Origin of the sequence: Streptomyces stelliscabiei, assembly GCF_014873495.1 — a bacterium.
GTDB classification, from domain to species: Bacteria; Actinomycetota; Actinomycetes; order Streptomycetales; family Streptomycetaceae; genus Streptomyces; species Streptomyces bottropensis.
The window spans coordinates 4203756-4230580 of sequence record NZ_JADBGF010000001.1 but is presented as its reverse complement, the minus strand read 5'-3'; the positions used below and the strand labels follow the sequence as shown (position 1 = coordinate 4230580).

The 26825-nt window shown below is 70.7% G+C and carries 29 protein-coding genes, 1 tRNA gene, 1 pseudogene and 1 riboswitch; of the genes and pseudogenes, 21 read left to right on the top strand and 10 right to left on the bottom strand.

All coding sequences use genetic code 11. From position 1 onward, the window contains the following. Positions 1-71: 71 nt before the first annotated feature. Positions 72-1400: a nicotinate phosphoribosyltransferase gene (locus H4687_RS18690; protein ID WP_046917612.1), complete on the bottom strand. Its 1329-nt coding sequence runs from the start codon at positions 1398-1400 to the stop codon at positions 72-74. A gap of 111 nt (positions 1401-1511) precedes the next feature. On the opposite strand from H4687_RS18690, the gene clpS reads away from it, so the two are divergent. The 8 genes from clpS to H4687_RS18655 all read left to right on the top strand — a co-directional run bounded on the left by clpS (position 1512) and on the right by H4687_RS18655 (position 7650). Beyond that, a complete protein-coding gene (clpS, locus tag H4687_RS18685) occupies positions 1512-1829 on the top strand; it encodes an ATP-dependent Clp protease adapter ClpS (protein ID WP_013003244.1) in 318 nt (105 codons plus the stop codon). A gap of 11 nt (positions 1830-1840) precedes the next feature. After that, positions 1841-2443 (top strand): DUF2017 domain-containing protein, encoded by a 603-nt coding sequence (locus H4687_RS18680; RefSeq protein WP_046917611.1) that lies wholly within the window; start codon positions 1841-1843, stop codon positions 2441-2443. A gap of 498 nt (positions 2444-2941) precedes the next feature. After that, entirely contained in the window at positions 2942-4387 is a 1446-nt protein-coding gene (locus tag H4687_RS18675) for an amino acid permease (RefSeq protein ID WP_046917610.1), read from the top strand. A gap of 98 nt (positions 4388-4485) precedes the next feature. Continuing rightward, entirely contained in the window at positions 4486-4908 is a 423-nt protein-coding gene (locus H4687_RS18670; RefSeq protein ID WP_046917609.1) for a Mov34/MPN/PAD-1 family protein, read from the top strand. A gap of 83 nt (positions 4909-4991) precedes the next feature. Then, entirely contained in the window at positions 4992-6059 is a 1068-nt protein-coding gene (locus H4687_RS18665) for a LacI family DNA-binding transcriptional regulator (protein WP_046917608.1), read from the top strand. Between the two features lie 110 nt (positions 6060-6169). Further along, positions 6170-6265, top strand: a complete 96-nt coding sequence (locus H4687_RS48075) for a putative leader peptide (protein ID WP_020115562.1) — start codon at positions 6170-6172, stop codon at positions 6263-6265. A 149-nt stretch (positions 6266-6414) separates the two neighbouring features. Continuing rightward, entirely contained in the window at positions 6415-6693 is a 279-nt protein-coding gene (locus H4687_RS18660; RefSeq protein ID WP_046917620.1) for a MoaD/ThiS family protein, read from the top strand. 6 nt (positions 6694-6699) lie between these two features. Then, positions 6700-7650: a PLP-dependent cysteine synthase family protein gene (locus tag H4687_RS18655; RefSeq protein WP_005486729.1), complete on the top strand. Its 951-nt coding sequence runs from the start codon at positions 6700-6702 to the stop codon at positions 7648-7650. A gap of 167 nt (positions 7651-7817) precedes the next feature. On the opposite strand, the gene H4687_RS18650 is transcribed toward H4687_RS18655, so the two are convergent. Continuing rightward, positions 7818-8300 (bottom strand): type II toxin-antitoxin system PemK/MazF family toxin, encoded by a 483-nt coding sequence (locus H4687_RS18650; RefSeq protein WP_046917607.1) that lies wholly within the window; start codon positions 8298-8300, stop codon positions 7818-7820. Between the two features lie 326 nt (positions 8301-8626). Here H4687_RS18650 and H4687_RS18645 point away from each other — a divergent pair, with 326 nt between their 5' ends. Next, the gene (locus H4687_RS18645) at positions 8627-9379 is read left to right on the top strand and encodes an MBL fold metallo-hydrolase (RefSeq protein ID WP_046917606.1); all 753 of its coding nucleotides are present in this window, start codon (positions 8627-8629) and stop codon (positions 9377-9379) included. A 74-nt stretch (positions 9380-9453) separates the two neighbouring features. On the opposite strand, the gene H4687_RS18640 is transcribed toward H4687_RS18645, so the two are convergent. Continuing rightward, positions 9454-10704: a PTS transporter subunit EIIC gene (locus tag H4687_RS18640; RefSeq protein ID WP_046917605.1), complete on the bottom strand. Its 1251-nt coding sequence runs from the start codon at positions 10702-10704 to the stop codon at positions 9454-9456. A gap of 589 nt (positions 10705-11293) precedes the next feature. Beyond that, the gene (locus tag H4687_RS18635) at positions 11294-11848 is read right to left on the bottom strand and encodes a DUF2087 domain-containing protein (protein ID WP_050399250.1); all 555 of its coding nucleotides are present in this window, start codon (positions 11846-11848) and stop codon (positions 11294-11296) included. A gap of 283 nt (positions 11849-12131) precedes the next feature. On the opposite strand from H4687_RS18635, the gene H4687_RS18630 reads away from it, so the two are divergent. The 5 genes and pseudogenes from H4687_RS18630 to rdgB all read left to right on the top strand — a co-directional run bounded on the left by H4687_RS18630 (position 12132) and on the right by rdgB (position 14742). Next, a complete protein-coding gene (locus H4687_RS18630; RefSeq protein ID WP_050399249.1) occupies positions 12132-12371 on the top strand; it encodes a hypothetical protein in 240 nt (79 codons plus the stop codon). A 93-nt stretch (positions 12372-12464) separates the two neighbouring features. Next, a pseudogene (locus H4687_RS18625) lies at positions 12465-12725 on the top strand (glucose PTS transporter subunit EIIB); the annotation flags it as partial. A gap of 81 nt (positions 12726-12806) precedes the next feature. Further along, a complete protein-coding gene (gene rph, locus H4687_RS18620) occupies positions 12807-13544 on the top strand; it encodes a ribonuclease PH (RefSeq protein ID WP_050399248.1) in 738 nt (245 codons plus the stop codon). Between the two features lie 155 nt (positions 13545-13699). Further along, positions 13700-14098, top strand: a complete 399-nt coding sequence (locus H4687_RS18615) for a hypothetical protein (RefSeq protein ID WP_046920165.1) — start codon at positions 13700-13702, stop codon at positions 14096-14098. A gap of 41 nt (positions 14099-14139) precedes the next feature. Next, positions 14140-14742, top strand: a complete 603-nt coding sequence (rdgB, locus tag H4687_RS18610; protein WP_050399279.1) for an RdgB/HAM1 family non-canonical purine NTP pyrophosphatase — start codon at positions 14140-14142, stop codon at positions 14740-14742. A 63-nt stretch (positions 14743-14805) separates the two neighbouring features. Here the strand turns inward: rdgB and H4687_RS18605 are convergent. The 4 genes from H4687_RS18605 to bcp form a co-directional block, all read right to left on the bottom strand. Further along, positions 14806-14889, bottom strand: a tRNA-Leu gene (locus tag H4687_RS18605). 54 nt (positions 14890-14943) lie between these two features. Next, positions 14944-15468, bottom strand: coding sequence for an HNH endonuclease (locus H4687_RS46490; RefSeq protein WP_225966736.1), 525 nt, complete (start codon positions 15466-15468; stop codon positions 14944-14946). Then, complete coding sequence (locus tag H4687_RS46485; protein WP_225966735.1) at positions 15446-15940, bottom strand: hypothetical protein; 495 nt, start codon at positions 15938-15940, stop codon at positions 15446-15448. The genes H4687_RS46490 and H4687_RS46485 overlap by 23 nt, the downstream gene beginning before the upstream one ends. A 141-nt stretch (positions 15941-16081) precedes the next feature. Next, complete coding sequence (gene bcp, locus H4687_RS18595) at positions 16082-16549, bottom strand: thioredoxin-dependent thiol peroxidase (protein WP_046917087.1); 468 nt, start codon at positions 16547-16549, stop codon at positions 16082-16084. A 105-nt stretch (positions 16550-16654) separates the two neighbouring features. Here bcp and H4687_RS18590 point away from each other — a divergent pair, with 105 nt between their 5' ends. The 3 genes from H4687_RS18590 to H4687_RS18580 all read left to right on the top strand — a co-directional run bounded on the left by H4687_RS18590 (position 16655) and on the right by H4687_RS18580 (position 17899). Further along, the gene (locus H4687_RS18590) at positions 16655-16984 is read left to right on the top strand and encodes a DUF3618 domain-containing protein (RefSeq protein ID WP_046917086.1); all 330 of its coding nucleotides are present in this window, start codon (positions 16655-16657) and stop codon (positions 16982-16984) included. A gap of 69 nt (positions 16985-17053) precedes the next feature. Beyond that, positions 17054-17398, top strand: coding sequence for a GroES family chaperonin (locus tag H4687_RS18585; RefSeq protein ID WP_005486682.1), 345 nt, complete (start codon positions 17054-17056; stop codon positions 17396-17398). Positions 17399-17480: 82 nt separating this feature from the next. Further along, a riboswitch (guanidine-III (ykkC-III) riboswitch) is annotated at positions 17481-17545 on the top strand. Between the two features lie 33 nt (positions 17546-17578). Then, positions 17579-17899, top strand: coding sequence for a DMT family transporter (locus tag H4687_RS18580; RefSeq protein WP_020115549.1), 321 nt, complete (start codon positions 17579-17581; stop codon positions 17897-17899). 10 nt (positions 17900-17909) lie between these two features. On the opposite strand, the gene H4687_RS18575 is transcribed toward H4687_RS18580, so the two are convergent. Beyond that, the gene (locus H4687_RS18575; RefSeq protein ID WP_050399246.1) at positions 17910-20876 is read right to left on the bottom strand and encodes a transglycosylase domain-containing protein; all 2967 of its coding nucleotides are present in this window, start codon (positions 20874-20876) and stop codon (positions 17910-17912) included. A 905-nt stretch (positions 20877-21781) separates the two neighbouring features. Here H4687_RS18575 and H4687_RS18570 point away from each other — a divergent pair. Genes H4687_RS18570 through H4687_RS18555 form a run of 4 tightly spaced genes read left to right on the top strand, consistent with a single transcriptional unit; the run spans position 21782 to position 25380 of the window. Then, positions 21782-22582, top strand: coding sequence for an ABC transporter permease (locus H4687_RS18570; RefSeq protein ID WP_046917498.1), 801 nt, complete (start codon positions 21782-21784; stop codon positions 22580-22582). Further along, positions 22575-23456: an ABC transporter permease gene (locus H4687_RS18565; RefSeq protein ID WP_046917499.1), complete on the top strand. Its 882-nt coding sequence runs from the start codon at positions 22575-22577 to the stop codon at positions 23454-23456. Before H4687_RS18570 ends, H4687_RS18565 begins: the two co-directional genes overlap by 8 nt. A 43-nt stretch (positions 23457-23499) precedes the next feature. Then, positions 23500-24495: an ABC transporter ATP-binding protein gene (locus H4687_RS18560; RefSeq protein WP_046917500.1), complete on the top strand. Its 996-nt coding sequence runs from the start codon at positions 23500-23502 to the stop codon at positions 24493-24495. Between the two features lie 33 nt (positions 24496-24528). Then, on the top strand, positions 24529-25380 hold the full coding sequence (locus H4687_RS18555) for a DUF1707 SHOCT-like domain-containing protein (RefSeq protein ID WP_046917501.1): 852 nt from the start codon (positions 24529-24531) through the stop codon (positions 25378-25380). 85 nt (positions 25381-25465) lie between these two features. Here H4687_RS18555 and H4687_RS18550 read toward each other — a convergent pair whose 3' ends face one another. After that, complete coding sequence (locus H4687_RS18550; RefSeq protein ID WP_046917502.1) at positions 25466-26791, bottom strand: SGNH/GDSL hydrolase family protein; 1326 nt, start codon at positions 26789-26791, stop codon at positions 25466-25468. Positions 26792-26825 lie beyond the last annotated feature (34 nt).

Sequence of the window (26825 nt, the reverse complement as noted above, 5' to 3'; positions counted from 1 at the left end):
TCGGGGGCTCGCGGGAGAGCGTGCCGAACAGGTTCACTCCGGCCCACTCCCCGTGTGCGCCCGCGGATGGATCAGACGTACTCCGTCGGAAGGACCGCTTCCCCGCGCGACAGCTGCGTCGCCGACAGCGGCAGCTTCGCCCGGGCGGCCACGTGCCGTTCGCGTACGAGGTCCAGGGGCTCCCGGGAGAGCACCCGGCCGTCCTTGATCAGCGGGACGAGGAGCTGATGTTCCCGCAGCTCCTCGGGCACCGGCCCGGTGCCGATCACCTCGGCCTGCGCGACGCCGTGCTCGTCCAGCCGCCGGGCCGCCCACTTGCGGCCCCCGATGGACGTCTTCCCGCCGCTGGACTTCTTCGCCACCGGCACGAGCGGGTCCGTGGGGTCCGCGGACTCGGCCCTCGCGACGAGCTTGTAGACCATCGAGCAGGTGGGGTGCCCGGAGCCGGTCACCAGCTGCGTCCCGACGCCGTAAGCGTCCACCGGCGCCGCCGCCAGCGAGGCGATGGCGTACTCGTCGAGGTCCGAGGTCACGATGATCCGGGTGTCCCGCGCGCCCAGCTCGTCCAGCTGCTGCCGCACCCGGTGGGCGACGAGGAGCAGATCGCCGGAGTCGATGCGCACGGCGCCCAGCTCGGGCCCGGCGATCTCCACGGCGGTCCGCACGGCCTCGGTGACGTCGTAGGTGTCGACGAGGAGCGTGGTGTTCCGGCCGAGCGAGTCCACCTGGGCCTGGAAGGCGTCCCGCTCGCGGTCGTGGAGCAGGGTGAAGGCGTGGGCGCTGGTGCCGACCGTCGGGATGCCGTAGCGGAAGCCGGCGGCCAGGTCCGACGTGGAGGTGAAGCCGCCCACGTACGCGGCGCGCGAGGCGGCCACGGCGGCCAGCTCGTGCGTGCGCCGGGCGCCCATCTCGATCAGCGGGCGCCCCCCGGCCGCGCTGGACATCCGGGAGGCGGCGGCCGCGATCGCCGAGTCGTGGTTGAGGATGGAGAGGATCACCGTCTCCAGCAGGACGCACTCGGCGAAGGTGCCCTCGACCCGGATGATCGGCGAGCCCGGGAAGTACACCTCGCCCTCCTGGTAGCCCCACACGTCTCCGGCGAAGCGGTAGCCGGCGAGCCAGTCGAGGGTCTGCGCGTCGACGATGGAGCGCTCGCGCAGGTAGCCGAGGACGGCCGGGTCGAAACGGAAGTTCTCGACCGCGTCCAGCACCCGTCCGGTGCCGGCCACCACGCCGTACCTGCGACCCTCCGGCAGCCGCCGTGTGAAGACCTCGAACACCGAGCGCCGCTCGGCCGTACCGGCCTTCAGGGCGGCCTGCAGCATCGTGAGTTCGTAGTGGTCCGTGAAGAGCGCGGTCGAGGGGACGTCGACCGGCAAACCGAGGTCCGCTGTGTTCATGGCAAGGGATCGTACTCCCATCTCGTCAATCTGACGATTTCTGGGTGGCCGTTTCCCGTGTGCCCTGGTCGCGGGGCCGCGTTTGTGCGGGGACCCCCCTGTGGTGGCAGCATGGGCGGTGTGACGGCAGCTGTTCCCATGGAGATCGAGAAGACCGAGTCGGCGGAGGAGACCTTCGCCGTACCCGAACCGGACGTTCCGTGGCTCACGATCGTCCACAACGACCCGGTGAACCTCATGAGCTATGTGACGTATGTCTTCCAGGCCTACTTCGGGTACTCGAAGGAGAAGGCCAACAAACTCATGCTCGACGTCCACCACAAGGGCCGCGCGGTCGTCTCCAGCGGATCACGCGAGGAGATGGAACGCGACGTACAGGCCATGCACGGCTACGGTCTGTGGGCCACCCTCCAGCAGGACCGGAAGTAGCGACGCACCTGATGCCAGGACAATTCGAATCGCTCCCCGGCGGCGGCGCCGCCGTCGCGCTCGACGAGGTCGAGATCTCCATCATCCGCTCGCTGGCGGTACAGCTCCTGGAGCTGATCGGCCCCGGCCCCGCCGAGGACGCCGACGAGGACCCGCTCGCCGAACTCTTCACCGAGGGCCCGAGCGAGCCGCCCAAGGACCCCGTCCTGCTGCGGCTGTTCCCGGACGCCTACAGCGACCCCCAGGGCACCCCGACGGCCCGGGAGGCGGAGGAGCAGCGGGCGTACTCCTCGGAGTTCCGCCGCTTCACCGAGAACGATCTGCGGGCCGGCAAGCGCGAGAAGGCCCTGGCGGTGATCCACTCCCTGGACGCGCTCTCCGCGACCGGGGAGGGCGGGGCCGTGCTGAAGCTGTCGGCGGACGACTCCCGGCACTGGCTCGGCTGCCTCAACGACCTGCGGCTCGCCATCGGCTCCCGGCTGGACGTCGTCGACGAGGAGGACACCGACCTCCTCTACCGCCTGCCGGACGAGGACCCGCGCAAGCCGATGGTGATGGCGTACCTGTGGCTGGGCGGCCTCCAGGACTCGCTCGTCACGACACTCATGCCCTGAGGGTGCCGCTTCTCTGAGGCTCCGGGGTTCCGGGAGTCCGGAGGTCCGGAGTTCCGGGAGTCCGGGGTACCTGGGGTCTGGGGTCCCGGGGTCCGGGGTCCCGGGGGTCTGAGGCCTCCACGCCCGCCGCACGGGCGTTCCACGTCTTCTCCACGGACGCTCAGTGTTCGCTCAGAGGACACTCAAATCCGGATAACGATCGCGTCACCACGCCCGCGAGGGATGCCCTCGCGGGTGTTCTTTGTCCGCTTCTCCCTGTGTTGTGCGCCACAGGAGAACCGGTGGATCAAGATGGCGGCCGTGATAGATCTGCACGATCGCTCGACCGGACGACACCCATGTCCGCTCGGGTGCGCCACCGGCCGACGACCGTCGGCCAGGCACGAGCGGGCTCGGCGTTGAGCCCGCTCAGCTCCATCACATCCGGGGGGATCGGAACCCGATCCGGGGTCGACGAACGGCCCGGATCGGCCCAGCGTGGAGAAAGGCGCACAACACATGACCTCCGCTCAGGTCAACAAGAACGGCGACGAAGCCGTGCGCGGCGACGCACCCGAAGAGGGGTACGAGCGCGGGCTCGGCAGCCGTCAGGTCCAGATGATCGCGATCGGCGGCGCCATCGGCGTCGGCCTCTTCCTGGGAGCCGGGGCGAACATCGCCAAGGCCGGCCCCAGCCTGATCTTCATGTACGCCCTCGCCGGCGTCATCATCTTCTTCATCATGCGCGCCCTCGGCGAGCTGCTCCTGTACCGCCCGGTCTCCGGTTCGTTCGCGGAGTACTCCCGCGAGTTCCTCGGCCCGTTCTTCGGCTACTTCACCGGCTGGACGTACTGGCTGATGTGGGTCGTCACCGGCATGGCCGAACTCACGGCCGCCGCGATCTACGTCAACTACTGGTGGCCGGACATCCCTCGGTGGGTCACCGCCCTGGTCTTCCTGGTGGTCCTCTTCGGCGCCAACCTGATCTCGGTGAAGCTCTTCGGCGAGATCGAGTTCTGGTTCTCGATGGTCAAGGTCACCGCCCTGCTCGGCATGATCGTGATCGGCCTCGGTGTCCTCACCTTCGGCTTCAGCAGCGCCGGCGACACCGCCGCGGTCTCCAACCTGTGGGCCTTCGACGGCGTCTTCCCCAAGGGCGTCGGCTCGTCCCTGATGACCCTCCAGGGCGTGATGTTCGCCTACCTCGCCGTCGAACTGGTCGGCGTCACGGCCGGTGAGTCGGAGAACCCCGAGAAGACCCTCCCCAAGGCCATCAACACCCTGCCCTGGCGGATCGCGCTCTTCTACGTCGGTGCCCTCACCGTCATCCTCTGCGTGGTGAAGTGGACCGAGTTCGCGCCCGGCGTGAGCCCCTTCGTCGAGGCCTTCGCCAAGATCGGCATCCCGGCGGGCGCCGGCATCGTCAACTTCGTGGTGCTGACGGCGGCCCTGTCCTCCTGCAACTCGGGCATGTACTCCACCGGCCGCATGCTGCGCACCCTCGCGGACAACGGCGAGGCCCCCAAGGCCTTCAGCAGGCTGTCGTCGACGAAGACCCCGGCGTTCGGCATCACCGTCTCCGTGCTCTTCATGGGCATCGGCGTGATCCTGAACTACATCGTCCCGGAGAAGGCCTTCGGCTACGTCGTCTCCGTCGCCACCGCCGCCGGCATCTGGACCTGGCTGATGATCCTGATCAGCCACGTCCTCTACCGCCGCGGTGTGGACGCCGGACGCCTGCCCGCCTCGTCCTTCCCGGCCCCGGGCGGCGCGAAGTGCAGCTGGGTCGCCATCGTCTTCCTGCTCTTCGTCACCTGCCTCATCGCCTACGACGCCGACTCCCGCGTCTGCCTCTACGTCATGGCGGGCTGGGCGGCGGCCCTCGGCATCGGCTGGGCCGTGCTCAAGAGCCGCAACCCCGCGGTCACCGAGCGCCGCGAGACGGATTTCGAGAAGATCGGCTGACCGGACGAGCACGGGCCTCCGCGGCCCTGGTCCCAGCATGTGGGCTGTTCCGTACCACCCCCCGGTACGGAACAGCCCTTCTGCTTATCCTGGCGACCATGCTGACCATCACCCAGGACCTCGTCGACCAGATCGTCGCCCACGCGCGCAAGGACCACCCCGACGAGGCGTGCGGCGTCGTCGCGGGACCTGCGGGCTCGGACCGCCCCGAGCGCTTCATCCCGATGCTGAACGCGGCCATGTCGCCCACGTTCTACGAGTTCGACTCCGGCGACCTGCTCAAGCTCTACCGCGAGATGGACGACCGTGACGAGGAGCCGGTGGTCATCTACCACTCCCACACCGCCACCGAGGCCCGCCCGTCCCGCACCGACATCTCCTACGCCAACGAGCCCGGCGCCCACTACGTCCTCGTCTCGACCGCCGACACCGACGGTCTCGGCGAGTTCCAGTTCCGCTCGTTCCGGATCGTCGAGGGCGAGGTGACCGAGGAGGAGGTGCGCATCGTGGCGGCCTACTGACCGGCGGCACAGGAATTTCGCGGCTACGGTGTCCGTACGCGCGCGCACGCACGCTCACACAACTGCCCGCCACGGAGACGGTCTTGACTCGACAGACGCGGCGACCGCACGGCCGGCGCCCCACGCTCGACGACGTCGCACGCGGCTCGGGGGTGTCCAAGTCCACCGTGTCACGAGTGATCAACGGCGAGGACAAGGTGCGCGCGGCGGTCGTCGAACGGGTCCGCGAGGTCATCGCGGAGCTGGGCTACGTACCGAACTCCGCCGCCCGCCAGCTGGTCACCCGCCACAACAACGCCATCGCCGTCGTCGCGAGCCAGCCGCAGAACCGCCTCTTCATCGACCCCTTCTTCGACCTCCACCTGAGGGGCATCCGCAAGGAACTGGTCGCCCACGGGGCCCAGCCCGTCCTCCTCTTCCTGGAGGAGCCCGAGGAGTACCCGCGCGTGGGCGACTTCCTGGGCGGTGGCCACGTCGACGGCGCGCTGCTGTTCTCCCTGCGGTCCGACGACCCCCTGCCCGGCATGATCGACCGGCTCGGCCTGCCCGCCGTCTTCGGCGGCCGGCCGATGCTGCGCGACGGCGAACCCGTCCACGACCGTGTGTACGTCGACGCCGACAACCGGGGCGGTGCCCGCGAGGCCGTCCGTCACCTGCTCGCCCTGGGCCGGGAGCGCATCGCGACGATCACCGGCCCGGTCGAGCGGGAGGCGTCCGCCTTCGACCGCCTGGAGGGCTACCGGGACCTTCTGCCGGACGCGCCGCCCGAGATGATCGAGCACTCCGACTACACGCGGCAGGGCGGCGTCACCGCCATGACCGCGCTCCTCGACCGCCGCCCCGACCTGGACGCCGTCTTCGTCGCCTCCGACCTGATGGCCTCCGGCGCGCTGCAGGTGCTGCGCGAGCGCGGACGCCGGGTGCCGGACGAGGTGGCCGTCGTCGGCTTCGACGACCTCACCCCCATCGCCGAGCACACCGACCCCCCGCTCACCACCGTCCACCAGGACATCGAGGGCATGGGCCGGCTGATGGCCCGGCTGCTGTTCCGTCACACGGAGGACCTGGCGGGCCCGGGGGAGGCGGGGGCGGAAAGCCCTCTGGCCTCGGTGGTCACCCCCACGCGGCTGGTCGTCCGACGGTCGGCCTGACCTGCGTCCGACGGGGTGGTTCCGCCCTCCGTCTCAATCTCCGGCCCGAATCCGTCCGGCATGTGGGATCACATTCCAGGACCCGGACCGGGAATCGATACGATGAGCGCATGGTTTTTGACGACGTGAGCGAGAAGACGCCGGGCGCACTGCTCGTGGCGCGGCTGCACGTCGACCTGTGCAGGCTTGCCAGCGCCATCTGTTGACGCCGGCCCCACCGCCGTACGGCCGTGAGCCGATGGGGGTACCTCCCGATTCGAGCGAGTCGAGAACCGGGGGAGCCGACACCCGTGTGACCACGCACTTCGCGCTGCCGCGCGCCACCGACCACCACTCCCGACAGGAGCCGCACACCATGGCCATCGAGGTCCGCATCCCCACCATCCTCCGCCAGTACACCGACGGTCAGAAGGCGGTGGAGGGAGCCGGTGCCACCCTCGCCGACCTGTTCACCGACCTGGAGAGCCGTCACACGGGCATCCACGCCCGGATCGTGGACGGCGGTGAGCTGCGCCGCTTCGTCAACGTCTACCTGAACGACGAGGACGTCCGCTTCCTGGAGGGCATCAACACCAAGCTGACCGACGGCGACAACGTGACCATCCTGCCGGCCGTGGCCGGCGGCATGGCCTGATCACCCATGCGCTACGACTCCCCGCTGGCCGCGGTGGGCAACACCCCTCTGGTGTGCCTGCCGCGGCTGTCGCCGTCCGCCGACGTCCGTATCTGGGCGAAGCTGGAGGACCGCAATCCGACGGGTTCGGTCAAGGACCGGCCCGCCCTGCACATGATCGAACAGGCGGAGAAGGACGGCCGTCTCACTCCCGGCTGTACGATCCTGGAGCCCACCTCGGGCAACACGGGCATCTCCCTGGCCATGGCGGCGAAGCTCAAGGGCTACCGCATGGTCTGCGTCATGCCCGAGAACACCTCCCAGGAGCGGCGTGAGCTGCTCGCCATGTGGGGGGCCGAGATCATCCCGTCCCCGGCGGCGGGAGGCTCCAACACGGCCGTACGCGTCGCCAAGGAGCTGTCCGCCGAGCACCCCGACTGGGTGATGCTCTACCAGTACGGCAACCCGGACAACGCGGGCGCCCACTACGCGACGACGGGTCCGGAGATCCTCGCGGACCTGCCCTCGATCACGCACTTCGTCGCCGGTCTCGGCACCACCGGGACGCTGATGGGCGTGGGCCGCTTCCTGCGCGAACAGAAGCCGGACGTCAAGATCGTCGCCGCCGAGCCGCGCTACGACGACCTCGTGTACGGCCTGCGCAACCTCGACGAGGGGTTCGTGCCGGAGCTGTACGACGCGTCCGTGCTGACGACCCGGTTCTCGGTCGGTTCGGCCGACGCGGTGACCCGCACGCGTGAGCTGCTGCAGCAGGAGGGCATCTTCGCGGGCGTCTCCACGGGGGCCGCGCTGCACGCGGCGATCGGGGTGGGGAACAAGGCGGTGAAGTCCGGGGAGCCGGCCGACATCGTGTTCGTCGTCGCCGACGGCGGGTGGAAGTACCTGTCGACGGGCGTCTACACGGCGGCGACGACGGAAGAGGCGATCGAGACGTTGCAGGGGCAGCTCTGGGCGTGAGCGCGCGGCGGTGCGGGGTCGGGTGCGGGTCCGGGAGCGTTGCCGGGTGCGGGTGAGTGGGGGCTGGTCGCGAAGTTCCCCGCGCCCCTGAGAAGCAGGGGCTGCGCCCACTGCTTCTCAGGGGCGCAGGGGCTGGTTCGCCGTAGTCGGACTGCTGCCCGTCCCCGTCACTTCGACAGGTGGCGGACCCGGGCCCACAGGGCCGGGTCCGCCTCGCCCGCCTTGCGGCGGAAGTCACGCAGCCGCACCTCCCGCAGCTCGTCCGTCTCCAGGAAGCTGGCACGGCCGCGTGCGTCACCGACCGCGCCCGGGGGCAGCGGGATCACGCCGGGCCGTTCGTCACGGTGGCGACTGGTGATCTTGGCGACCCGGGCACGGTTCCCGCGTACCGCCAGTACGAGACAGGGCCGGTCCTTCTCCCCGGGCCCGTCCTCGAAGGGCACGCTCGCCCACCAGATCTCGGCGGGCCTGGGTCCCGGCACCGGCCCGCGCTGCCGCTCGGGGCGCCCGGGGGGCCGAGTCCGCCCCGTCCGTCCCGTTCGCCCGTTCCGCCGGGGCGGCCGTCGCGAACGCCCCCACCCGTCGACGACCGCGGCGAGCAGGGCCAGCAACACCACGGCCGCGAGCGCCGGCCACCATGACGTGTCCATAGCCACGACCGTACCGGCGCACACCACGCAACGTCCGCCCCCTCACGCGCTCGCGCGCTCCTGAGCACCACCTCACCCCGGCCCACGCGCGCCCCAATGGCCCTATGACCAGCCGAACCGGTGACAGCACAGGTGAGTTCGCCCACAACGGCCCCTGGCGGAGGAGCGACCCACCCTTTCGCGCCTTACGCTCAACGGACCGCACCACTCTCGTTGCACCCACGCCCGAACTTCGCAACCCCGCTAACTGCAATCCGCAACCCGTCTGCACGTCACGACTGACACGACTGTCACGACTTCACGCCAGCGCGGAGGTTCCAGCTCTCATGAAGCTCACCGTCGTCGGCTGCTCGGGGTCGTTCCCTTCCGCGGAATCGGCCTGTTCGAGCTACCTCGTAGAGGCCGACGGCTTCCGGCTGCTCCTCGACATGGGCAACGGTGCCCTCGGCGAGCTGCAGCGCCACTGCGGTCTCTACGACCTCGACGCGATCTTCCTCAGCCATCTGCACGCCGACCACTGCATCGACATGTGCGCGTACTTCGTCGCACGCTACTACCGCCATGACGGCGGCCGCTGCGACCCCCTCCCGGTCTATGGACCGGAGGGCACCGAACAGCGCCTGACCACGGCCTACGCCGACACCCCGTCCGCCTCCTCCATGAGCGAGGTCTTCGACTTCCACACGGTCAAGCCGAGCACGTTCGAGATCGGCCCCTTCACCGTCCACACGGAGCGGGTCGCCCACCCCGTCGAGGCGTACGGCATCCGCATCGAGCACGGCGGCCGGGTCCTGACGTACTCCGGGGACACCGGTGTCACGGCCACCCTGGACGAACTGGCGCGCGACGCCGACCTGTTCCTGTGCGAGGCCGCCTTCACGCACGGCAAGGAGGACATCCCGGACCTCCACCTCAACGGACGCGAGGCAGGTGAGACGGCCGCCCGGGCGGGTGCCCGCCGTCTCGTCCTCACCCACGTCCCGCCGTGGACCGACCCGCAGGTCAACCTCGTCGACGCCCGCGCGGTGTACGACGGCCCGGTGGAGCTGGCGGTGCCCAGGGTGACGTACGAGATCTGAGCCCGGTACGCGAACGGCGGCGGGCCCCCGGAGCGACACGCTCCGGGGGCCCGCCGCCGTTCGGCTGCCGCGGCTCACGCCTTCGTGAGGTCCTCCACCTCCTCCTCGGGCTCACGGCCCGGCGTCGGCAGGTTGAACCTGACGATGGCGAAGCGGAAGACGAAGTAGTAGATGGCGCCGAACACCAGACCGATCGGGATGATCATCCATGGCTTGGTGGCCAGGTTCCAGTTCAGCGCGTAGTCGATGACGCCCGCGGAGAACGTGAAGCCGGCGTGGACGCCGAGTGCCCAGGTGACCGCCATGGAGATGGCCGTGAGCACCGCGTGGATCACGTACAGCAGCGGGGCGATGAACATGAACGAGAACTCGATGGGCTCGGTCACACCGGTCACGAAGGAGGTCAGCGCGAGCGAGATCATCATGCCCATCACGGCCTTGCGGCGCTCGGGGCGGGCGGAGTGCGCGATGGCGATCGCGGCGGCCGGCAGACCGAACATCATGATCGGGAAGAAGCCCGACATGAACTGACCGGCCGTCGGGTCACCGGCGAAGAAGCGGTTCAGGTCACCGTGCACGACGGTGCCGGCGGCGTTGGTGAAGTCGCCGATCTGGAACCAGGAGACGGTGTTGACGAACTGGTGCATGCCGATCGGGATCAGCGCGCGGTTGATCAGGCCGAACAGACCGGCACCAGCCGCGCCCAGCCCGGTGATCCACTCGCCGGCGTCGGAGATGACCCCACCGATGGGCTCCCAGACCAGACCGAAGAAGACGCCCATCGCGGTACCGGCGAAGGCCATGATGATCGGGACGAGTCGGCGGCCGTTGAAGAAGCCGAGCCAGTCCACCAGCTGCTTGCGGTGGTAGCGCTGCCACAGCACGGCGGACAGCAGACCCATGATGATGCCGCCGAGGACACCCGGGTTGTTGTAGGTCGCGGCGATGTCGGCGCCGGCCTGCACCTTGGCCTCGGTGACGGGGAAGGCCTTCAGGACGTTGCTGTAGACCAGGAAGCCGACCAGGGCGGCCAGCGCGGTCGATCCGTCCGACTTCTTGGCGAAGCCGATCGCGACACCGATGCAGAACAGCATCGGCAGGTTGTCGAAGATCGCGCCACCGGCCGTGGCGAAGACCGCCGTGACCTTGTCGGGCAGGTTCAGCTTCTCCTGGACATCGGCCTGGCCGAGACGGAGCAGGATGCCCGCCGCCGGCAGCACGGCGATGGGCAGCTGCAGGCTGCGTCCGACCTTCTGCAGGCCCTGCATCAGGCCTGATCCCCACTTCTTCGGGGGAGCCGCCGTTGGCGCGGTGGCAGTGCTCATGGACTTCCTCCATCGGGTGGTGGTCTACACCACTCAGTGGTGTAGACCTGTTGTAGCAGATGGGGGACGGGATCAGGAACCCTCGATTCTTACCAGGATTCCGAACGGGATTCCGCGCCGCTCCCGGACGGCTCGCGCAGGTCCGGGCCCGCGTCCGGTGCGCCGCCGCGCAGCGCGCGCGGCGTCTCGGTCGGCGTGTGCGGCGTCTCGGCCGGCGTGCGCACCACGAACCCGGTGCCGTCGTAGGGGACTTCGGCGTACGGGCCCTCGTCGTCGTACGCGGGCGCGGCGACGTCCAGGTGGGTCCGGCGGACCCCGGCGGGCGAAACGACGTCCGACGTCCTGAAGGAAGGCCGTCGCCGGGTGGGGAGGGTTCCGGGCGGAGCGTGCGGGCCGGGCCCGCGCGCGGGCCCGCGTTCAGCACCGCCGAACGTCCGCCGGCGGCCACCTGTCCGGGCCGGGCCGCGCAACCCCGGCGGCGGCAGAACGCGCTGACGGCGGCACCGGTGTGGCGGCCGTGGGCGACGGCCTCGGCCGACCGGCCCGCCGGGGCGGCGGTGACGTCACGGCCGCGACCCGGGTCATGCGGTCATCCGCGTGCGTACCGGGTGCCCGACTCGTCGCGCCGCAGCAGTTCCTCGTCCACGAGCGCCCTGCGCAGGGTGACCCAGTCGTCGAACCACTGCCCGCAGATCGCGTTGACCTTGGCCTCGGAGTACGGGACCCCGGCCTCGAAGGAGTCGGCCACGACGCCGAGGACCCGGGTGCGGACCTCGGCCTTGCCGGGGATCGACGTCAGCCGCCCCTTGCGGAAGTAGGCCCCCGCGCCGTCACCGCCGCCCCGCCCGGAGATCCGCACCTCCGCCTGGACGGCCAGCCGGAACGTGTCCTCGATCAGCCGGTAGGCGTGCGCGTCGGCGTCGTACGCGGCGATCCGCCCGTCGACGAGCTTCTGCAGGGCGACGGCGGCGGCCGCCGGGCGCAGGCCGGCCCGCTGAGCCACCTCGGTCACGGAGGTCGCGCCGAGCGCGAGAGCCGCGAAGGCGTCGCGCCGGTCGGTCTGGGCGAGGACGCCGATCAGATCGCGGCAGGACGGCGGCAGGTCCTCGGTGCGGGGCTGGTCCTCGGTGGGAGCCGTGGTCATGGTGATCAACTTCCGGTGCGGGGTGCGGCGTTGTACGGGGGCGCTGTGCACGGTGGTCCTCTACGGGCACCGCGTGGTCCTCTACGAGTACCGCGCCGGAGGTCGGTCATCGCAAGCGGGAATCGCCGTACGGGACCGATTTCAGCCAGACCGCTGTGCGAGTGCACACCGGTGAGGTGAGCGGCGCGGCGGTCCGGGACCTGCGGGGGAGTCCCTTTGCGGGGCGGGGCGGGGCGGCCTGCGATGGGCGGAGGGCGGCCTCGGTCTCCAGGACGCCGTGTCCATGTCCGCCGTTCCGCTCGGCACCCTCGCCGCCGGGCTCGCCGTGGACCTGATCGGCCTGCGGCAGACCGGCCGCCTCCTCGCCGCCTGGTGCCTGGTCGCCCCGGCGATCCGGGCCCTGCCCGCACTCCGCAGCCTCGACACGGGCCCGGTGACCCCGGCGAGCATCGGTCCCGGCCCCGGTCCCGGCTCCACGACCCCCGGCCAGGGCTCCGAAACCGCCGACACGACATCGGGCTGAGCCCCGGTCGCGTTTGGCGACCATTCCCTCAGTGGTGTAGACCAGTCCGGGACAGTCCCGCAGACTGTCCCGCGTACGGTTGCGCACCAGGTTCCGCTGGGCAAGACAGGGAGAGTGGCCATGGCCAGTAAGGCTGAGAAGATCGTCGCCGGGCTCGGCGGCCTCGACAACATCGAAGAGGTCGAGGGCTGCATCACGCGCCTGCGCACCGAGGTCCGAGACCCCGCCCTCGTCGACGACGCCGCCCTCAAGGCCGCCGGCGCCCACGGCGTCGTCAAGATGGGCACCGCGATCCAGGTCGTCATCGGTACGGACGCCGACCCCATCGCCGCGGAGATCGAAGACATGATGTGAGCCACACGCGCCCACACGGGCCCTTTTCCCCGGACCGCCGGGGGAGGGGCCCCCTCCGTATGTGCCGATAGGCTCAGCGCCATGTCTCGAATCGACGGCCGCACCCCCGAACAGCTCCGCCCGGTCACCATCGAACGCGGGTGGAGCAAGCACGCCGAGGGCTCCGTCCTCGTCTCCTTCGGCGACACGAAGGTCTTCTGCACCGCCTCCGTCACCGAAGGCGTCCCCCGCTGGCGCAAGGGCAGCGGCGAGGGCTGGGTCACCGCCGAGTACTCCATGCTTCCCCGCGCCACCAACACCCGCGGCGACCGCGAGTCCGTACGCGGCCGGATCGGCGGCCGCACCCACGAGATCTCCCGCCTCATCGGCCGCTCCCTGCGCGCCGTCATCGACTACAAGGCGCTCGGTGAGAACACGATCGTCCTGGACTGCGACGTTCTCCAGGCCGACGGCGGCACGCGTACGGCGGCCATCACCGGCGCGTACGTCGCGCTGGCCGACGCCATCACCTGGGCCCAGGGCCGGAAGCTGGTCAAGGCCGGCCGCCAGCCCCTGACCGGCACCGTCTCGGCGGTCTCCGTCGGGATCGTCGGAGGCGTCCCCCTCCTCGACCTCCGCTACGAGGAGGACGTGAAGGCCGACACCGACATGAACGTCGTCTGCACCGGCGACGGCCGTTTCGTCGAGGTCCAGGGCACCGCCGAGGCCGAGCCGTTCGCCCGCGAGGAACTCAACTCGCTGCTGGACCTGGCCGTTTCGGGCTGCACGGAGCTGGCCCTCCTGCAGCGCAAGGCGCTTGATACGGTCCTCGAAAGGTAAAGGGCACCCCAAGAGCGCGGCCGCGGACGGCAACCACGGCGGCCCCGCCCGCGTCCTTGCCCATACGGGCGCACGGCACACCTCCGTGCGCCCGGCCACACGGCGCCAGCCGTACCCGGGGCCGTCAGGCCTGCAACCAGTAGGAGGACCGTTCCATGGCCGCGAGTCGACGACGTCGCATGACCACCATCGCCGGAGCCGTAGCTGCCGTCGCCCTCACGGCCGGGCTCACCACCGGCTGCGACGCCGTGAACAAGGCCCTGGACTGCGTCCAGACCGCCGATGCCATCGCCCGGAGCGTGGACGACCTCCAGCAGGCCGTGCAGAACGCGGCGGACGACCCCACGCAGCTGGAGGAGTCCCTCGCCTCCATCGACAAGAACCTCGACGAGATCGGTGACAAGACGGACAACACCGACGTCAACAAGGCCGTGGACTCCCTCCAGAAGGCCGTCACCGACACCCGCACCGCCGTCGAGAACGGCGACGCGACGCCCGACATCAGCGGCATCACGGACGCGGCGGGCGAACTGACGAAGGTCTGCACCTCGTAACCCATGCGAACCGGGCGGCGGGGATCGCGATACTGGTGGGCATGACCCGCCTGATCCTCGCCACCCGCAACGCCGGAAAGCTCACCGAGCTGAAGGCCATCCTCGCCGACGCAGGCCTCGCGCACGAGCTCGTCGGCGCGGACGCCTACCCGGACATCCCCGACGTCAAGGAAACCGGCGTCACCTTCGCCGAGAACGCCCTGCTGAAGGCCCACGCCCTGGCCACGGCCACGGGCTTCCCCGCCATCGCCGACGACTCGGGTCTGTGCGTGGACGTGCTGAACGGCGCCCCGGGCATCTTCTCCGCCCGCTGGGCCGGCCGCCACGGCGACGACAAGGCCAACCTCGACCTCCTCCTCGCCCAGCTCGGCGACATCGCCGACGAACACCGCGGCGCCCACTTCAACTGCGCGGCGGCCCTGGCCCTGCCGGACGGCACGGAAAGGGTGGTCGAGGGGCAGCTGAGGGGCACCCTTCGCCACACCCCGGTCGGCACGAACGGCTTCGGTTACGACCCGATCCTCCAGCCGGACGACGACACCCGAACCTGCGCCGAACTGACGGCGGAGGAGAAGAACGCGATCAGCCACCGGGGCAAGGCGTTCCGGGGGCTGGTGCCGGTGCTGCGGGAGCTGGTGGGCTGAAGGTGCCCACTGGAAAGTCCGGCTTGCGGCAGTCGCAAGCCAGACCTTGAAAGTGAAGGTGGGTGCGGCCTGAGGGATTCGAACCCTCACGGGATTGCTCCCATCGCGCCCTAAACGCGAGGCGTCTGCCAGTTCCGCCAAGGCCGCTAGCCGCCCGTCGTCGAGTATGACGGGCGGCTGCAAGTGTACGGTGATCGGCGCCTATCCGGCGAGTGACCTTCGTTCCTTCTGTCGGCACCACGTATCTGTCAACGCGTGGCAGTTCGGGCACAGGTACCGCAAGTTCTCCTGGCGGTTGTCGTGCCAGTCACCATTGACGTGGTCGATCTGCGAGGTGATCCGGCGTCCCAGCCATTCGCCGGTGCTGCCGCAACTTGCGCACGCGTACGGCACTCCGATTTCGGTCAGGGCGCGGTGGAGTTGGGCCCTGCCTGTTCGTCCGGCATGCGCGGGCAGGACGACGAGTACGCGGTGAGCCGTCGGTGTGGGGGCTGGCCTGTCCGGCTTGCCCCAGGCGCGGCGCTTGAAGTGGCTGGTGTCGAATCCGAGGCGCGCCGCAGTGCGTCGCACGCGTCGATGGCTGGTGTCGTCGACAACCAGACCAAGGCCACGCATCACTTCGGCATAGCTGGATGCCTGGGGGATCAGGGTGCGAAGTGCCGCCTCGTCAATTGGTGCACGGGCGTGGGTGAAGTGCTTAGTGTCAATGTGCTGCTCGCGCAACATGCGTAGCAGTGTGGCGCGCGAGCGGCTGTCGTCCGGGATGTTCAGTGCGCGCGCCGCGCACGCTGTGCGCTGTGGCTGCGGCGGCGCTCAACTCCTCCGTGCTGAAGGGCAGGTCCAGCTCGGCGCGGTCGATGCCGGGGAAGTGGCTGATGTCGATTCCTGCTGCGTCGACGCGGCGTCGGATATGGGAAAGCGTGCCGGTGGCCGGTGTGGCGCCCAGCTTCAGCGCCAGCTCGCGCAGTGAGGAGGATGAGGCGGCGGCTTCGGCGATGGCGACGTCCGGGTACTTGCGCCACGGGCTGCGCTTGGCGAAGTGGCTCGTGTCGAGTCCGTGGCGCGCCACTTTCTCCTGGAGTACGCGCCGTTGCCCCCCACTTGCCTTGAGTCCGAGCTTTCGCATCAGGTCGGTCCGGTTGCGAGCTTCGGCGACGGCAGGTGCGAGCCGCTCCTCGCTGTAAACGCTGTCCCCCATGGAACCCTCTCCGTTCCGGCCACCCGTTCGTGGCTCGTACGGAGTAACGAGCCGTTCATCGGACAGTCACGTCCGGAATGCGGAACGGCTCGTACCGGGGTTTCCGGTGCGAGCCGTTCTCGGGTGGGCGGGCTGGTGGGGTCAGATGCCCAGGTCCTTGATGATCTTCGCCACGTGCCCCGTCGCGCGGACGTTGTAGAGGGCGCGGGAGACCTTGCCCTCCTCGTCGACGATGATCGTGGAGCGGATGACGCCCATGTAGGTCTTGCCGTAGTTCTTCTTCTCGCCGAAGGCCGCGTAGGCGTCGAGAACCGTCTTGTCGGGGTCGCCGAGGAGGGTGACCTTCAGGGACTCCTTCTCGCGGAACTTGGCGAGTTTCTCGGGCTTGTCGGGGGAGATGCCGAGGACGTCGTACCCGGCGTCCGCGAGGAGCTCCAGGTTGTCGGTGAAGTCGCAGGCCTGCTTGGTGCAGCCGGGGGTCAGGGCGGCCGGGTAGAAGTAGACGATGACCTTGCGGCCCTTGTGGTCGGACAGGGACACCTCGTTGCCGTCGGCGTCCGGGAGGGTGAAGGCGGGGGCCACGTCGCCGGGCTGGAGTCGCTCGCTCATCGGTCCAGCGTAATGGCGGGCCCTGGCGGTGCGGCGCGGGGTGGAGCTGACAGACTGTCCGCAACCAAGAGAATTCACCGACAACCGACAACGGGAGGCCGCGCGGTGGCGGAGACCTCGGACATCAGAACCCCGGCCGAGATCGAGGCGGACATCAAGCGCCGCCGCGACAACCTCGCCGAGACGCTCGACGAGATCGGCGTCCGCGTGCACCCCAGGACGATCGTGGGCGACGCCAAGGCCAAGGTCGTCTCGAACATCGACCACACCCTCGGCAAGGCCTACGTCTCGGTCAACCGTGTGGTCAGCGACGTCAGGGGCCAGTTCGTCGACGAGGACGGGGCGCCCCGGGTCGAGCGCATCGTGCCGGTGGCCCTCGTGGTCGTCGGTGTCGTCGGCCTTCTCGCCCTCGGCACCCGGCGCCGCAGGGCCTGACGCGGACAGCGGCGCCGGCCGGGACGAGGACAGGACGAGGACAGGGACGAAGGCAGGTAGGTTCGGGGCGTGAGCGAGAAGACCCAGCACGACGACAAGCTGCCCATCCGGATGCTGCACGACCGCGTGCTCGTGCGCCAGGACACCGCCGAGGGCGAGCGGCGTTCCGGCGGCGGCATCCTGATCCCCGCGACCGCGGCAGTGGGCCGGCGCCTCGCCTGGGCCGAGGTCGTGGCGGTCGGCCAGAACGTGCGGACCGTCGAGCCCGGCGACCGTGTCCTCTACGACCCGGAGGACCGGGCGGAGGTCGAGGTCCGGGGTGTCGCGTACGTCCTGATGCGCGAGCGCGATCTGCACGCCGTGGCCGCGGACCGGTTCGAGGGGTCGGAGGACTCCACCGGCCTGTATCTCTGAATCATCTCTGAATCATCTTTGCATCGTTGCTTTCACAGGCGTGAGGGGCTGGTGACCATGGTCACCAGCCCCTCACGCCTCCGTTTTGCTAACTTTGGCGTAGCCCGACGAGACGCGCCGTACCGGGATCCGCAAAGACGACGCACCCCGATTCCGCTCATGGATCACGGAGGTGCCCTCATGGCCTGGGTTCTGCTCGTCGTCGCCGGACTGCTGGAGGTCGGCTGGTCGATCGGGATGAAGTACACCGACGGTTTCACCCGGCCGCTGCCCAGCGTGCTCACCGGCGCCGGGATCGTCGCCAGCATGCTGCTGCTCTCCCACGCCGCGAGGACGCTCCCCATCGGTACCGCGTACGGCGTGTGGGTGGGGATCGGTGCGGCCGGGGCGGCGGTGTGCGGCATGGTGTGGCTGGGGGAGCCGGCCACCGCCGCCCGGATCTTCTTCGTGTGTCTGCTGCTCGTGGCCGTGGTGGGGTTGAAGGCCACCTCCGGCCACTGAGCAGCCCCGGTCAACCGAACGGACCCACCGAGGTGTCGCCTTGCGTGGTGGCTCCGCCGTCCGTCGTACCGCCGTCGGTGGTGGGGCCCCCGGTGGAGCCCGTGCCCCCGTCGGTCGTGGCGCCGCCCGTCGACGTGGCGCCGCCGTCCGTCGAGGTGCCGCCGGTGGACGTGGCACCGCCGTCCGTCGCCGCGCCGCCCGTGGAGGTCGTGCCGCCGTCCGTGGTGGGCGTGCCGCCGGTGGTGGTGCCGTCGCCGGTGGCGTCGTCGGACGGTCCGCCGGTCTCCTCGTCACCCGTGGCGCCGCCGGTCTCCTCGTCGCCGGTGGCCCCCGGCTCGTCGGCGGGCGTGCTCGGCGGGGTGTAGACGACGTCGGCGCCGACCTGGAGGTCGAGGTCGAACTGCTTGACCTTCTTGCCCTTCAGGGCGGTCTTGGTGAACTGCGCCCAGATGTCGGTGGGCGCCCCGCCGCCGTTGACGCGTTGCAGACCCATCGCGCCGTACAGGGGCTTGTGGGCGCCCGTCTTGGGGTCCTGGCCCATGACGGAGACGACGGTGGCGAGGTCGGGGGTGTAGCCGGCGAACCAGGCGGCCTTGTCCTCCTCGGCGGTGCCGGTCTTGCCGGCTACCGGGTGGCCGGAGGCCTGCGCGGCGGTGGCGGTGCCGCTCTGGACGACGCTCTGCAGCACGGAGGTGGTGGTGTCGGCGGCCTGGCGGCTGACGGCCTGCGTGGACTCCGTGGAGGGCAGGTCGACCGCCTGGCCGTCCTTGCTGATCTTCTCGATCATCGTGTACGTGCCGTGCCTGCCGTGGTTGGCGAGCGTGGCGTACACCTCGGCCATGTCCAGGACGCTGGCGGTGGCGGTGCCCAGGGCGATGGAGGGGTACGGGTTCATGTCCGGGGTGTTCTTGGGCAGACCGAGGTCGATCGCGGTCTTCTCGACCTTCTCGGGGCCCACGTCCACGGCCATCTGCGCGTACACCGAGTTCACGGAGCTCTGGGTGGCCTGACGGACGGTGATGTTGCCGTAGTTGACGTAGTCCTCGTTCTCGGGGGCGTACGCCGGGCCGGGCCAGCCCACGACGGGGCGCTTGTTGGTGCCGTCGTAGACGGTGTTGGGGGTGATCGCCTGGCCGCTCTGGTTGTTGGAGGAGTTGTCCACGGCGGAGGCGAACACGATGGGCTTGAAGATGGAGCCGTCCTGGAAGTCACGGCGGGTCGCGTTGTTCACGTACTGCTTGGTGTAGTCGATGCCGCCGTACATCGCGATGACCTTGCCGGTCTTCGGGTCGATGGAGACGCCGCCGGCGCGCACGTATTTGTCGGCCTTGCGGTTCTTCTTGTCGAGCTTGTCCATCAGCTGGTCGTCGACGGCCTTGATGAAGGCGTCCTGCATCTTGGGCTGGATGGTGGTGGTGATGCGGTAGCCACCGCCGTTCTCCAGCGCCTTCTCATCGATGATCTTGTGCTCGATGAGGTACGACTTGATGGCCTCGACGAGGTAGCCGCGCTGGCCGGAGAAGGCGGTGGAGGTGGTGGCCTGCTTCGGCATCGGGAACTTCGCGCCGGTCCGCTCGGACTGCTTGAGCCAGCCCTCCTTGACCATGCCGTCGAGGACGTAGTTCCAGCGGGCGAGCGCCGCCTTCTTGTTCTCGGGGTGGGCGACGACGTCGTACATGCTCGGCGCGTTGACCAGGGCGGCGAGGTAGGCGCCCTGCTCGGCGGTGAGTTCGTCGGCGTCGATGCCGTAGTAGGCCTGGGCGGCGGCCTGGATGCCGTAGGCGTTGCGGCCGAAGAAGCTGGTGTTGAGGTAGCCCTCCAGGATCTCGTCCTTGGTCACCTCGCGGTCCAGCTTGATGGAGATGAAGAACTCCTTCGCCTTGCGGGTGACGGTCTGGTCCTGGGCCAGGTAGTAGTTCTTCACGTACTGCTGGGTGATCGTCGAGCCGGACTGCTTGCCCTTGCCGGTGGCGGTGTTCCAGCCGGCGCGGAGCATGGCCTTGAGGTCGATGGCCGGCTCGGAGTAGAAGTCGCGGTCCTCGGCGGCCAGTACGGCGCGCTGGGCGGCCTTGGAGACCTTCGACAGCGGGACGTTCTCGCGGTTGACCTCGCCGTCGCGGGCGATCTGGGAGCCGTCGGCGTAGAGGTAGACGTTGCTCTGTTTGGTCGCGAACGCGTTCGCCTTGGGGATGTGGACCATGTTGTAGCCGAGCACGAAGGCGCCGACGATCAGCATGAGTCCGATGACGAAGGCGCCGAGCACCATGCGCCAGGTGGGGAACAGTCGTCTCCAGCCGGTGCGCTTGGGCCGCTTGCCCTTCTTGGCCTTGCCACCCCCGGCCTGGGGGGCGGGGGAGACGGCGGGCGCCGGGGCGGACGCCGGGGCGGCGGCCTTCGTGGCGGAGATGACGCCCAGGGCCTGGGTCGGCGTGTCGCCCCCGGCCCCCGCGGACGCCGCGGCGGGCTTGCGGCCCGGGGTGATGGCGAGGGTGGTGGTGGGGGTGTCGTCCCCGGCTCCGGCCGCCGCCGTTCGGGGGGCGGCACCGACGGAGCCGCCCTCCGCGGTCGCGCCGGCGGCCTTGGCGGCCCTGGCCGCCCGAGCGGCTCTGGCCGCCCTGGCGTCGGGGACACCGGCGGCGCTGCCACCGCCTGCGGCCGCGGGGCTGCCGGCGGCACCGGCGACGGGCTTGCCGTCGAAGACCGGGGCCTTGGCCTCCGGCGTACGGCCGGATCCCGAACCGGCCTTCCCCCCGGGCGCCGAGCCGGAGGGAGCCGACCCGGACTTCCCGCCGGCCGCCGCGCCGGACTGCGCGCCGGGCTGCCGACCGGTTGCCGCGCCGGACTGTGCACCGGACTGCGCGCCCGGCTTACCGCCAGGCGCCGCGCCGGGCCGTCCACCCGACGTCGCACCGGACGGTGTACCGACCTGCCGACCGGCTGCCGAGCCGGACGGCCCACCAGGCGCACCGCCGGTCACGGCGCCGGAGCCGCCGCCGGACGCCGAGCCGGACTGCGCGCCCGGCTTGCCGCCGGACGCGCCCCCGGCCGGACCGGACCGATTGTCGGACCGTCCACCGAACGACGAGCCGGACCGCCCACCAGGCCTCCCGCCATCGGCGGCGCCGGACTTCCCATCGGGCCTCCCGCCGCCAGCCGCACCGGACTGCCCGCCGGGCGCCGAGCCGGGGCCACCCGACGACCTCCCGGACGCCGAGCCGGAGCCACCCGACGACCCCCCGGCCGCCGCGCCCGACCGCCCCCCGGTCGGCCCATCGGACCGGCCGTCCCGCCCCCCGCCGGGCGTCGTGCCCGGTCGCTCGGTGGACGGCGTGCCGGGCTTCCCGGTGGACGCTGCGTCAGGCCCCCCGGCTGACGCCCCGACAGGCTTCCCCGGGGACGCCGCGGCGCCCCCGCGCGGGGCGGCCGTGTCGGGCCTCCCCTTCGGGCCGTCGCCTGGTGCCGGGCCGGGTCGGCCGTCGGTGTTCCCCTTGGCGGCGTGGTCGCCGGACCCCGGAGTCGTGCCCGGAGTGCGTCGCTCCGGGTCTCTCGGTGTCCAGCCCGGGCCGTTCCGCTTCGGCTGCGGCTCGTCGCTCATCGTGCTGCCGTGCTCCTGTTTTCGCGTCGTACGTTCATTTCCGTACGGACTCGTACGCTTTGCGCCCACTCCGGGTCGGTTCTGCACCCCGGAGTAAGACTCCCGTTCCGTTCGATCCGTTCCCGGATCCCGGCACGTGCCCCGCACACCACAACGAGCACCACCGTCCGCCCCCGAAAACGTGTGGCAGGCCCCTCCGGCCGCGGACTAGGCTTCTTCGCTTCGGCCCGAATCGGTCCAGGCCTCGGCCTTTCGCCTAACACTTCGCAGCGGATGGGAGTTTCCTCGTGGGCACAGGGCGGTTGTACGCCGCCGTCGCCGCCGGTGGTTTCAGGCGGTACGCGACATATCGGGTGGCCACCGCCGCGGGGGTGTTCACCAACACCGTCTTCGGCTTCATCCTCGCATACACCTACCTGGCGCTCTGGCACGAGAAGCCCCACCTAGGCGGCTACGACCAGGCGCAGGCCCTCACCTATGTCTGGGTCGGCCAGGCCATGTTCGCGGTGATGGTACTGGGCAGCGTCGGCTTCGAGGAGGAGCTGATCGAGCGGATCCGTACCGGGGACATCGCGGTCGACCTGTACCGGCCCGTCGACCTCCAGCTGTGGTGGCTCGCCGCCGACCTCGGCCGGGCCCTGTTCCAGCTGCTCGGACGCGGTGTCGCCCCCATGGCGTGCGGCGCCCTCTTCTTCGACCTGGCCCTGCCCGACGGCCCGCTGCCCTGGCTCGCCTGTCTCGTCGCGGTCGCCCTGGGCGCCCTCGTCAGCTTCGCGATCCGGTACATCGTCGCGCTGTGGGGGTTCTGGCTCCTCGACGGCGCCGGAGCGATGCAGGTCACCTGGCTCACCGGGGTCTTCTTCTCCGGGATGCTCCTCCCGCTGAACGTCTTCCCCGGTGTACTCGGCGACCTCGCCCGCGTCCTGCCCTGGTCCGCGCTGCTTCAGGCCCCGGCGGACGTCCTGCTCGGCGAGGCCGACCCCTGGCGGACGTACGCCTTCCAGCTCGCCTGGGCGGTGGTATTGCTGGCGGCCGGGCGGATGATCCAGTCGGCGGCGACGCGGAAGGTGGTGGTCCAGGGTGGCTGACGTCGACGAGCGCCCCGCCACGGGCGCCGAGCGGGAGAACCCGTTCGCCGAGTACGGCACGTACAGCCAAGTCCGCGACGGGCTGCGCGCCTACCGCATGATCGCCGCCATGTGGATCCGCTCCACGATGGCCTACCGGGCGTCCTTCGCGATGACGACCTTCGGGAACTTCGCGGCGACCTCCTTCGACTTCGTCGCGATCCTGCTGATGTTCTCCCAGGTCGACGAGCTGGGCGGGTTCTCCCTGTCCGAGATCGCCCTGCTCTACGGCACCTCCGCCGCCGCCTTCGGCCTCGCGGATCTGATGATCGGCTCGATGGACCGGCTCGGCCGCCGGGTCCGGGACGGCACGCTGGACACCCTCCTCGTCCGCCCGGTGCCGGTGCTCGCCCAGGTCGCCGCCGACAAGTTCGCGCTGCGCCGCCTCGGCCGGATCACGCAGGGCCTGTTCGTCCTCGGATACGCCCTGACCACGCTCGACATCACCTGGACACCGGCCAAGGTGCTGATGATCCCGCTGATGGTGGGCAGCGGCGGACTGATCTTCGCGGCGGTGTTCGTCGGGGGCGCGGCCTTCCAGTTCGTCGCCCAGGACGCCTCCGAGGTGCAGAACGCCTTCACGTACGGCGGCTCGACCCTGCTGCAGTACCCCCCGGCCCTCTTCGCCAAGGACCTGCTGCGCGGGGTGACCTTCGTCCTGCCGCTCGCCTTCGTCAACTGGGTGCCGGGGCTGTATGTCCTGGGCCGCCCCTACCCCCTCGACCTGCCGGCCTGGCTGGCCTTCGCGCCGCCGCTGGTCGGTGTGGCCTGCTGTGCGCTGGCGGGGGTCGCGTGGCGGGCGGGGCTGCGTTCGTATCGGAGTACGGGGAGTTAGGGAGCCAAGCGTGGAGCCAGGCAGGAAGTCAGACGGGACAGGCGTGACGGACAGCGGGTTCATCGAACTCGACCAGGTGGAGAAGGTCTTCGACGTCCGCAAGAAGACGGGGTTCCTGCGGCGGGAGCGGCGTGAGGTGCGGGCGGTCGACTCGATCTCCTTCACGGTGGCGCGGGGCGAGATGGTCGGCTACATCGGGCCGAACGGCGCCGGGAAGTCGACGACGATCAAGATGCTGACCGGCATCCTGACGCCGAGCGGGGGCCGGCTGCGGGTCGCCGGCATCGACCCGTCCCGCGAGCGGACACGGCTGGCCCGGCGTATCGGGGTGGTGTTCGGGCAGCGTACGACCCTGTGGTGGGACCTGCCGCTCATCGACTCCTACCGGCTGGTGCACCGTATGTACCGCATCCCCGACGCCCGTTACCGCGAGAACCTCGACCGCTGCGTCGAACTCCTCGAACTGGGCGACCTGCTGGACGTACCCGTACGGCAGCTCTCGCTCGGCCAGCGGATGCGCGGGGACATCGCGGCGGCCCTGCTGCACGACCCCGAGGTGCTGTACCTGGACGAGCCGACGATCGGGCTCGACGTCATCAGCAAGGCCAAGGTCCGGGAGTTCCTCAGGGAGCTCAACACCGAGCAGGGCACGACCGTGCTGCTGACCACGCACGACCTCCAGGACATCGAGCAGCTGTGCCGCCGGGTGATGGTCATCGACCACGGGCGTCTGATGTACGACGGGCCGCTGACCGGGCTGCACGAGGTGGGCGAGAGCGAGCGGACCCTCGTGGTCGACCTGGAGCGCGAACTGCCGCCGATCGAGGCCGCGCCCGCCCGGGTCGTCCGGGTGGACGGGCCCCGGCAGTGGCTCGCCTTCCCGGCGTCGGAGTCGGCGGCCCCGCTGGTGGCGCGGATCGCGTCGGAGTATCCGCTGGTGGACCTGTCGGTGCGGGAGCCGGACATCGAGGCCGTGATCGCCCGGATGTACGCGCAACAGGCCGAGCGGGTGGGGGAGTCGGAACAGGCCGTGTCATAGCCCGGCGCGGGGGTTCCTCGTACGCTGATCCGTATGACGGACGACCTGCCGGATGTTCCGGCCGCCGCGGATCTTCGTGCCTCCGACGCCGATCGTGAACGAGTCTCCGAGCAGTTGCGGGACGCCCTCGCGGAGGGGCGGCTCGACATGGAGGAGTTCGAGGAGCGGCTGGACGCCACGTACAAGGCGCGGACCTACGGGGAGTTGGCGCCGATCACCCGTGACCTGCCCGGTGCGGGGGCCGTGGCACCGCCGGAACTCGTGCCGCAGCCGTCCGTGTCACTGGTCAAGGGGCCTGCCGTGGACGTGAGTTGGCCCGAGCGGATCGTCGGCGGTGACGGGACGTCCACCTGGGGCGTGGCAGTCCTGTCCGGGTTCGAGCGCAAGGGGCGGTGGACCGTGCCCGAGCGGTTCGACTGCTTCGCGTTCTGGGGCGGCGGCGAACTGGACCTGCGGGACGCGTACTTCGCGAGCCGTGAGGTCACGATCAACTGCGTGGCCATCATGGGCGGGATCAATGTGGTCGTGCCGCCGGGGGTCGAGGTCGTCGTCCGGGGCGTCGGGATCATGGGCGGCTTCGACCACGGCCAGGAGGGCGTGCCGGGTGAGCCCGGCGCGCCCCGCGTGATCATCACCGGCTTCGCGTTCTGGGGCGGGGTCGGTGTGGAGCGGAAGGTGCCGAAGGCGGAGCGCCAGCGGTTGAAGGAGGCGCGGCGCCAGGAGCGGCTGGAGCGCCGGCAGGCCCGCCGCGAACTGCACGCCTCCCATCGTGACCACACGCACGAGAGGCACGAGGCGCACCGCGAGGCCATGGACCAGATCCGGGACGCGGTGCGCTCGCGGCGCGAGGAGGAGCGGGAACGGCGGCGCAGACGGGAGCGGTAGGCCGGGTCCGGCCGCGGTCGCGCCGCGGCCGGTCGCGCGGTTCCCGGGGACCCGGACCGGGCTACGACTCCGGCCCAGGCCCCGGCTACAGCTCCGCCGGTGCCGCGCCCTTCAGTTTCTCCAGGTCGAAGACGTCCGCCATCCGCTCGTAGCCCTGGTCGCTCGGGTGGAGGTGGTCGCCCGAGTCGTAGTCGGGACGCAGGCGGCGGGGGGCGTAGGGGTCGCGCAGGGCCTTGTCGAAGTCGACGTAGGTGTCGTAGACCTGGCCGGAGCGGATCCGGGCGTTGATGGCCTGGCGGACGGATTCGCGCTGGTCGGACCAGCCGCGGTGGCCGTGGAAGGGCATGAGGGTGGCGCCGACCACCCGCAGGCCGCGGGCGTGGGCCAGGTCGACGAGCCGGCGCAGGCCCGCGGTGATGGCGTCGGGGTCGGCGCGGCCGGGGTTCTTGAGGATGTCGTTGACGCCGAGGTCGATGACGACGGCCTTGACGCCGGTGCGGCCGAGGACGTCGCGCTGGAAGCGGGCGAGGCCACTGGGGTTCTCGGCGGGGCGGCCGTAGCCGTCGGTGAGGACGCGGTTGCCGCTGATGCCCTCGTTGACGACGCTGTAGCGGGGCACGTCCGAGGAGCCGGGGGCGGCGCGCAGGCGGCCGGAGAGGACGTCGGTCCAGCGCCGGTTCTCGCCGACCGTGGAGGTGACGCCGTCGGTGAGCGAGTCGCCGAGGACCACGACCGTGCCGTCGGACTCGTTGCTCAGGACGTCCAGGGCGGTGACGTAACGCCAGTGCAGGGACTGGGTGGTGTACGGCTCCCCGGTGACGTCCTCGGCCCGGTCGCCCTCGGCGGTGTACGAGATCTGCCGGGCGTGCGCGTGGTAGGTCGCGGGGCCGGAGGGCGTGGGGGAGTAGGTGGTGATCAGTACGTCGCCGTCGTGCGGGATCGCCACCCGTACGGCGTCGCTCACCACCTGCTGACCCGGCGGGACGACGACCGTCGGGTTGCCGCCGAAGGTGAGCCGGCGCATGGTGTCGGCCGCCGCGGCCGGGGTGTCCGTCGAGGCGGCCACGGCGAGCGAGGCGTGGGTGATGGTCAGCGGCTGCTGGCCGTAGAGGTTGGACAGGGTGACGCGGGCACTCGTGCCGGCGGCGGTCGTGTGCACCACGTTGCGCACCGAGCGGCCGGCGAGGCCGTCCTGCTCGGTGCCCGGCTCGGAGCCGCTCGGCGACGCGGCCCAGGCGCCGACCCAGACGCCGGTGGAGGCGGGGGCGGCGCTGTTGTGGGGCGCGCGGGCGAAGGTCTCCTGCCGGGGGGTGCCGTGGTCGGTGCCGACACCGGTGTATATCGCGGCCGAGATCGCCACGACCAGGGCGGCGACGGCCGCCAGAAGTGCATAACCGTGACGCTTGGTCATGCGGTGGGTTACTCCTCGGGCTGTGGAGCCCGGT

Coding starts and splice junctions, on each gene's coding strand:
- H4687_RS18680 (WP_046917611.1), top strand. CDS start 1,841: ATGCCAGGACAATTCGAATCGCTCCCCGGCGGCGGCGCCGCCGTCGCG.
- H4687_RS48075 (WP_020115562.1), top strand. CDS start 6,170: ATGGTTTTTGACGACGTGAGCGAGAAGACGCCGGGCGCACTGCTCGTG.
- H4687_RS18670 (WP_046917609.1), top strand. CDS start 4,486: ATGCTGACCATCACCCAGGACCTCGTCGACCAGATCGTCGCCCACGCG.
- H4687_RS18555 (WP_046917501.1), top strand. CDS start 24,529: ATGACGGACGACCTGCCGGATGTTCCGGCCGCCGCGGATCTTCGTGCC.
- rph (WP_050399248.1), top strand. CDS start 12,807: ATGTCTCGAATCGACGGCCGCACCCCCGAACAGCTCCGCCCGGTCACC.
- bcp (WP_046917087.1), bottom strand. CDS start 16,549: ATGAGCGAGCGACTCCAGCCCGGCGACGTGGCCCCCGCCTTCACCCTC.
- H4687_RS46490 (WP_225966736.1), bottom strand. CDS start 15,468: ATGTTGCGCGAGCAGCACATTGACACTAAGCACTTCACCCACGCCCGT.
- H4687_RS18655 (WP_005486729.1), top strand. CDS start 6,700: ATGCGCTACGACTCCCCGCTGGCCGCGGTGGGCAACACCCCTCTGGTG.
- H4687_RS18675 (WP_046917610.1), top strand. CDS start 2,942: ATGACCTCCGCTCAGGTCAACAAGAACGGCGACGAAGCCGTGCGCGGC.
- H4687_RS18690 (WP_046917612.1), bottom strand. CDS start 1,400: ATGAACACAGCGGACCTCGGTTTGCCGGTCGACGTCCCCTCGACCGCG.
- H4687_RS18640 (WP_046917605.1), bottom strand. CDS start 10,704: ATGAGCACTGCCACCGCGCCAACGGCGGCTCCCCCGAAGAAGTGGGGA.
- H4687_RS18650 (WP_046917607.1), bottom strand. CDS start 8,300: ATGGACACGTCATGGTGGCCGGCGCTCGCGGCCGTGGTGTTGCTGGCC.
- H4687_RS18615 (WP_046920165.1), top strand. CDS start 13,700: ATGGCCGCGAGTCGACGACGTCGCATGACCACCATCGCCGGAGCCGTA.
- H4687_RS18635 (WP_050399250.1), bottom strand. CDS start 11,848: ATGACCACGGCTCCCACCGAGGACCAGCCCCGCACCGAGGACCTGCCG.
- H4687_RS18645 (WP_046917606.1), top strand. CDS start 8,627: ATGAAGCTCACCGTCGTCGGCTGCTCGGGGTCGTTCCCTTCCGCGGAA.
- H4687_RS18660 (WP_046917620.1), top strand. CDS start 6,415: ATGGCCATCGAGGTCCGCATCCCCACCATCCTCCGCCAGTACACCGAC.
- H4687_RS18580 (WP_020115549.1), top strand. CDS start 17,579: ATGGCCTGGGTTCTGCTCGTCGTCGCCGGACTGCTGGAGGTCGGCTGG.
- H4687_RS18550 (WP_046917502.1), bottom strand. CDS start 26,791: ATGACCAAGCGTCACGGTTATGCACTTCTGGCGGCCGTCGCCGCCCTG.
- rdgB (WP_050399279.1), top strand. CDS start 14,140: ATGACCCGCCTGATCCTCGCCACCCGCAACGCCGGAAAGCTCACCGAG.
- H4687_RS18630 (WP_050399249.1), top strand. CDS start 12,132: ATGTCCGCCGTTCCGCTCGGCACCCTCGCCGCCGGGCTCGCCGTGGAC.
- clpS (WP_013003244.1), top strand. CDS start 1,512: ATGGGCGGTGTGACGGCAGCTGTTCCCATGGAGATCGAGAAGACCGAG.
- H4687_RS46485 (WP_225966735.1), bottom strand. CDS start 15,940: ATGGGGGACAGCGTTTACAGCGAGGAGCGGCTCGCACCTGCCGTCGCC.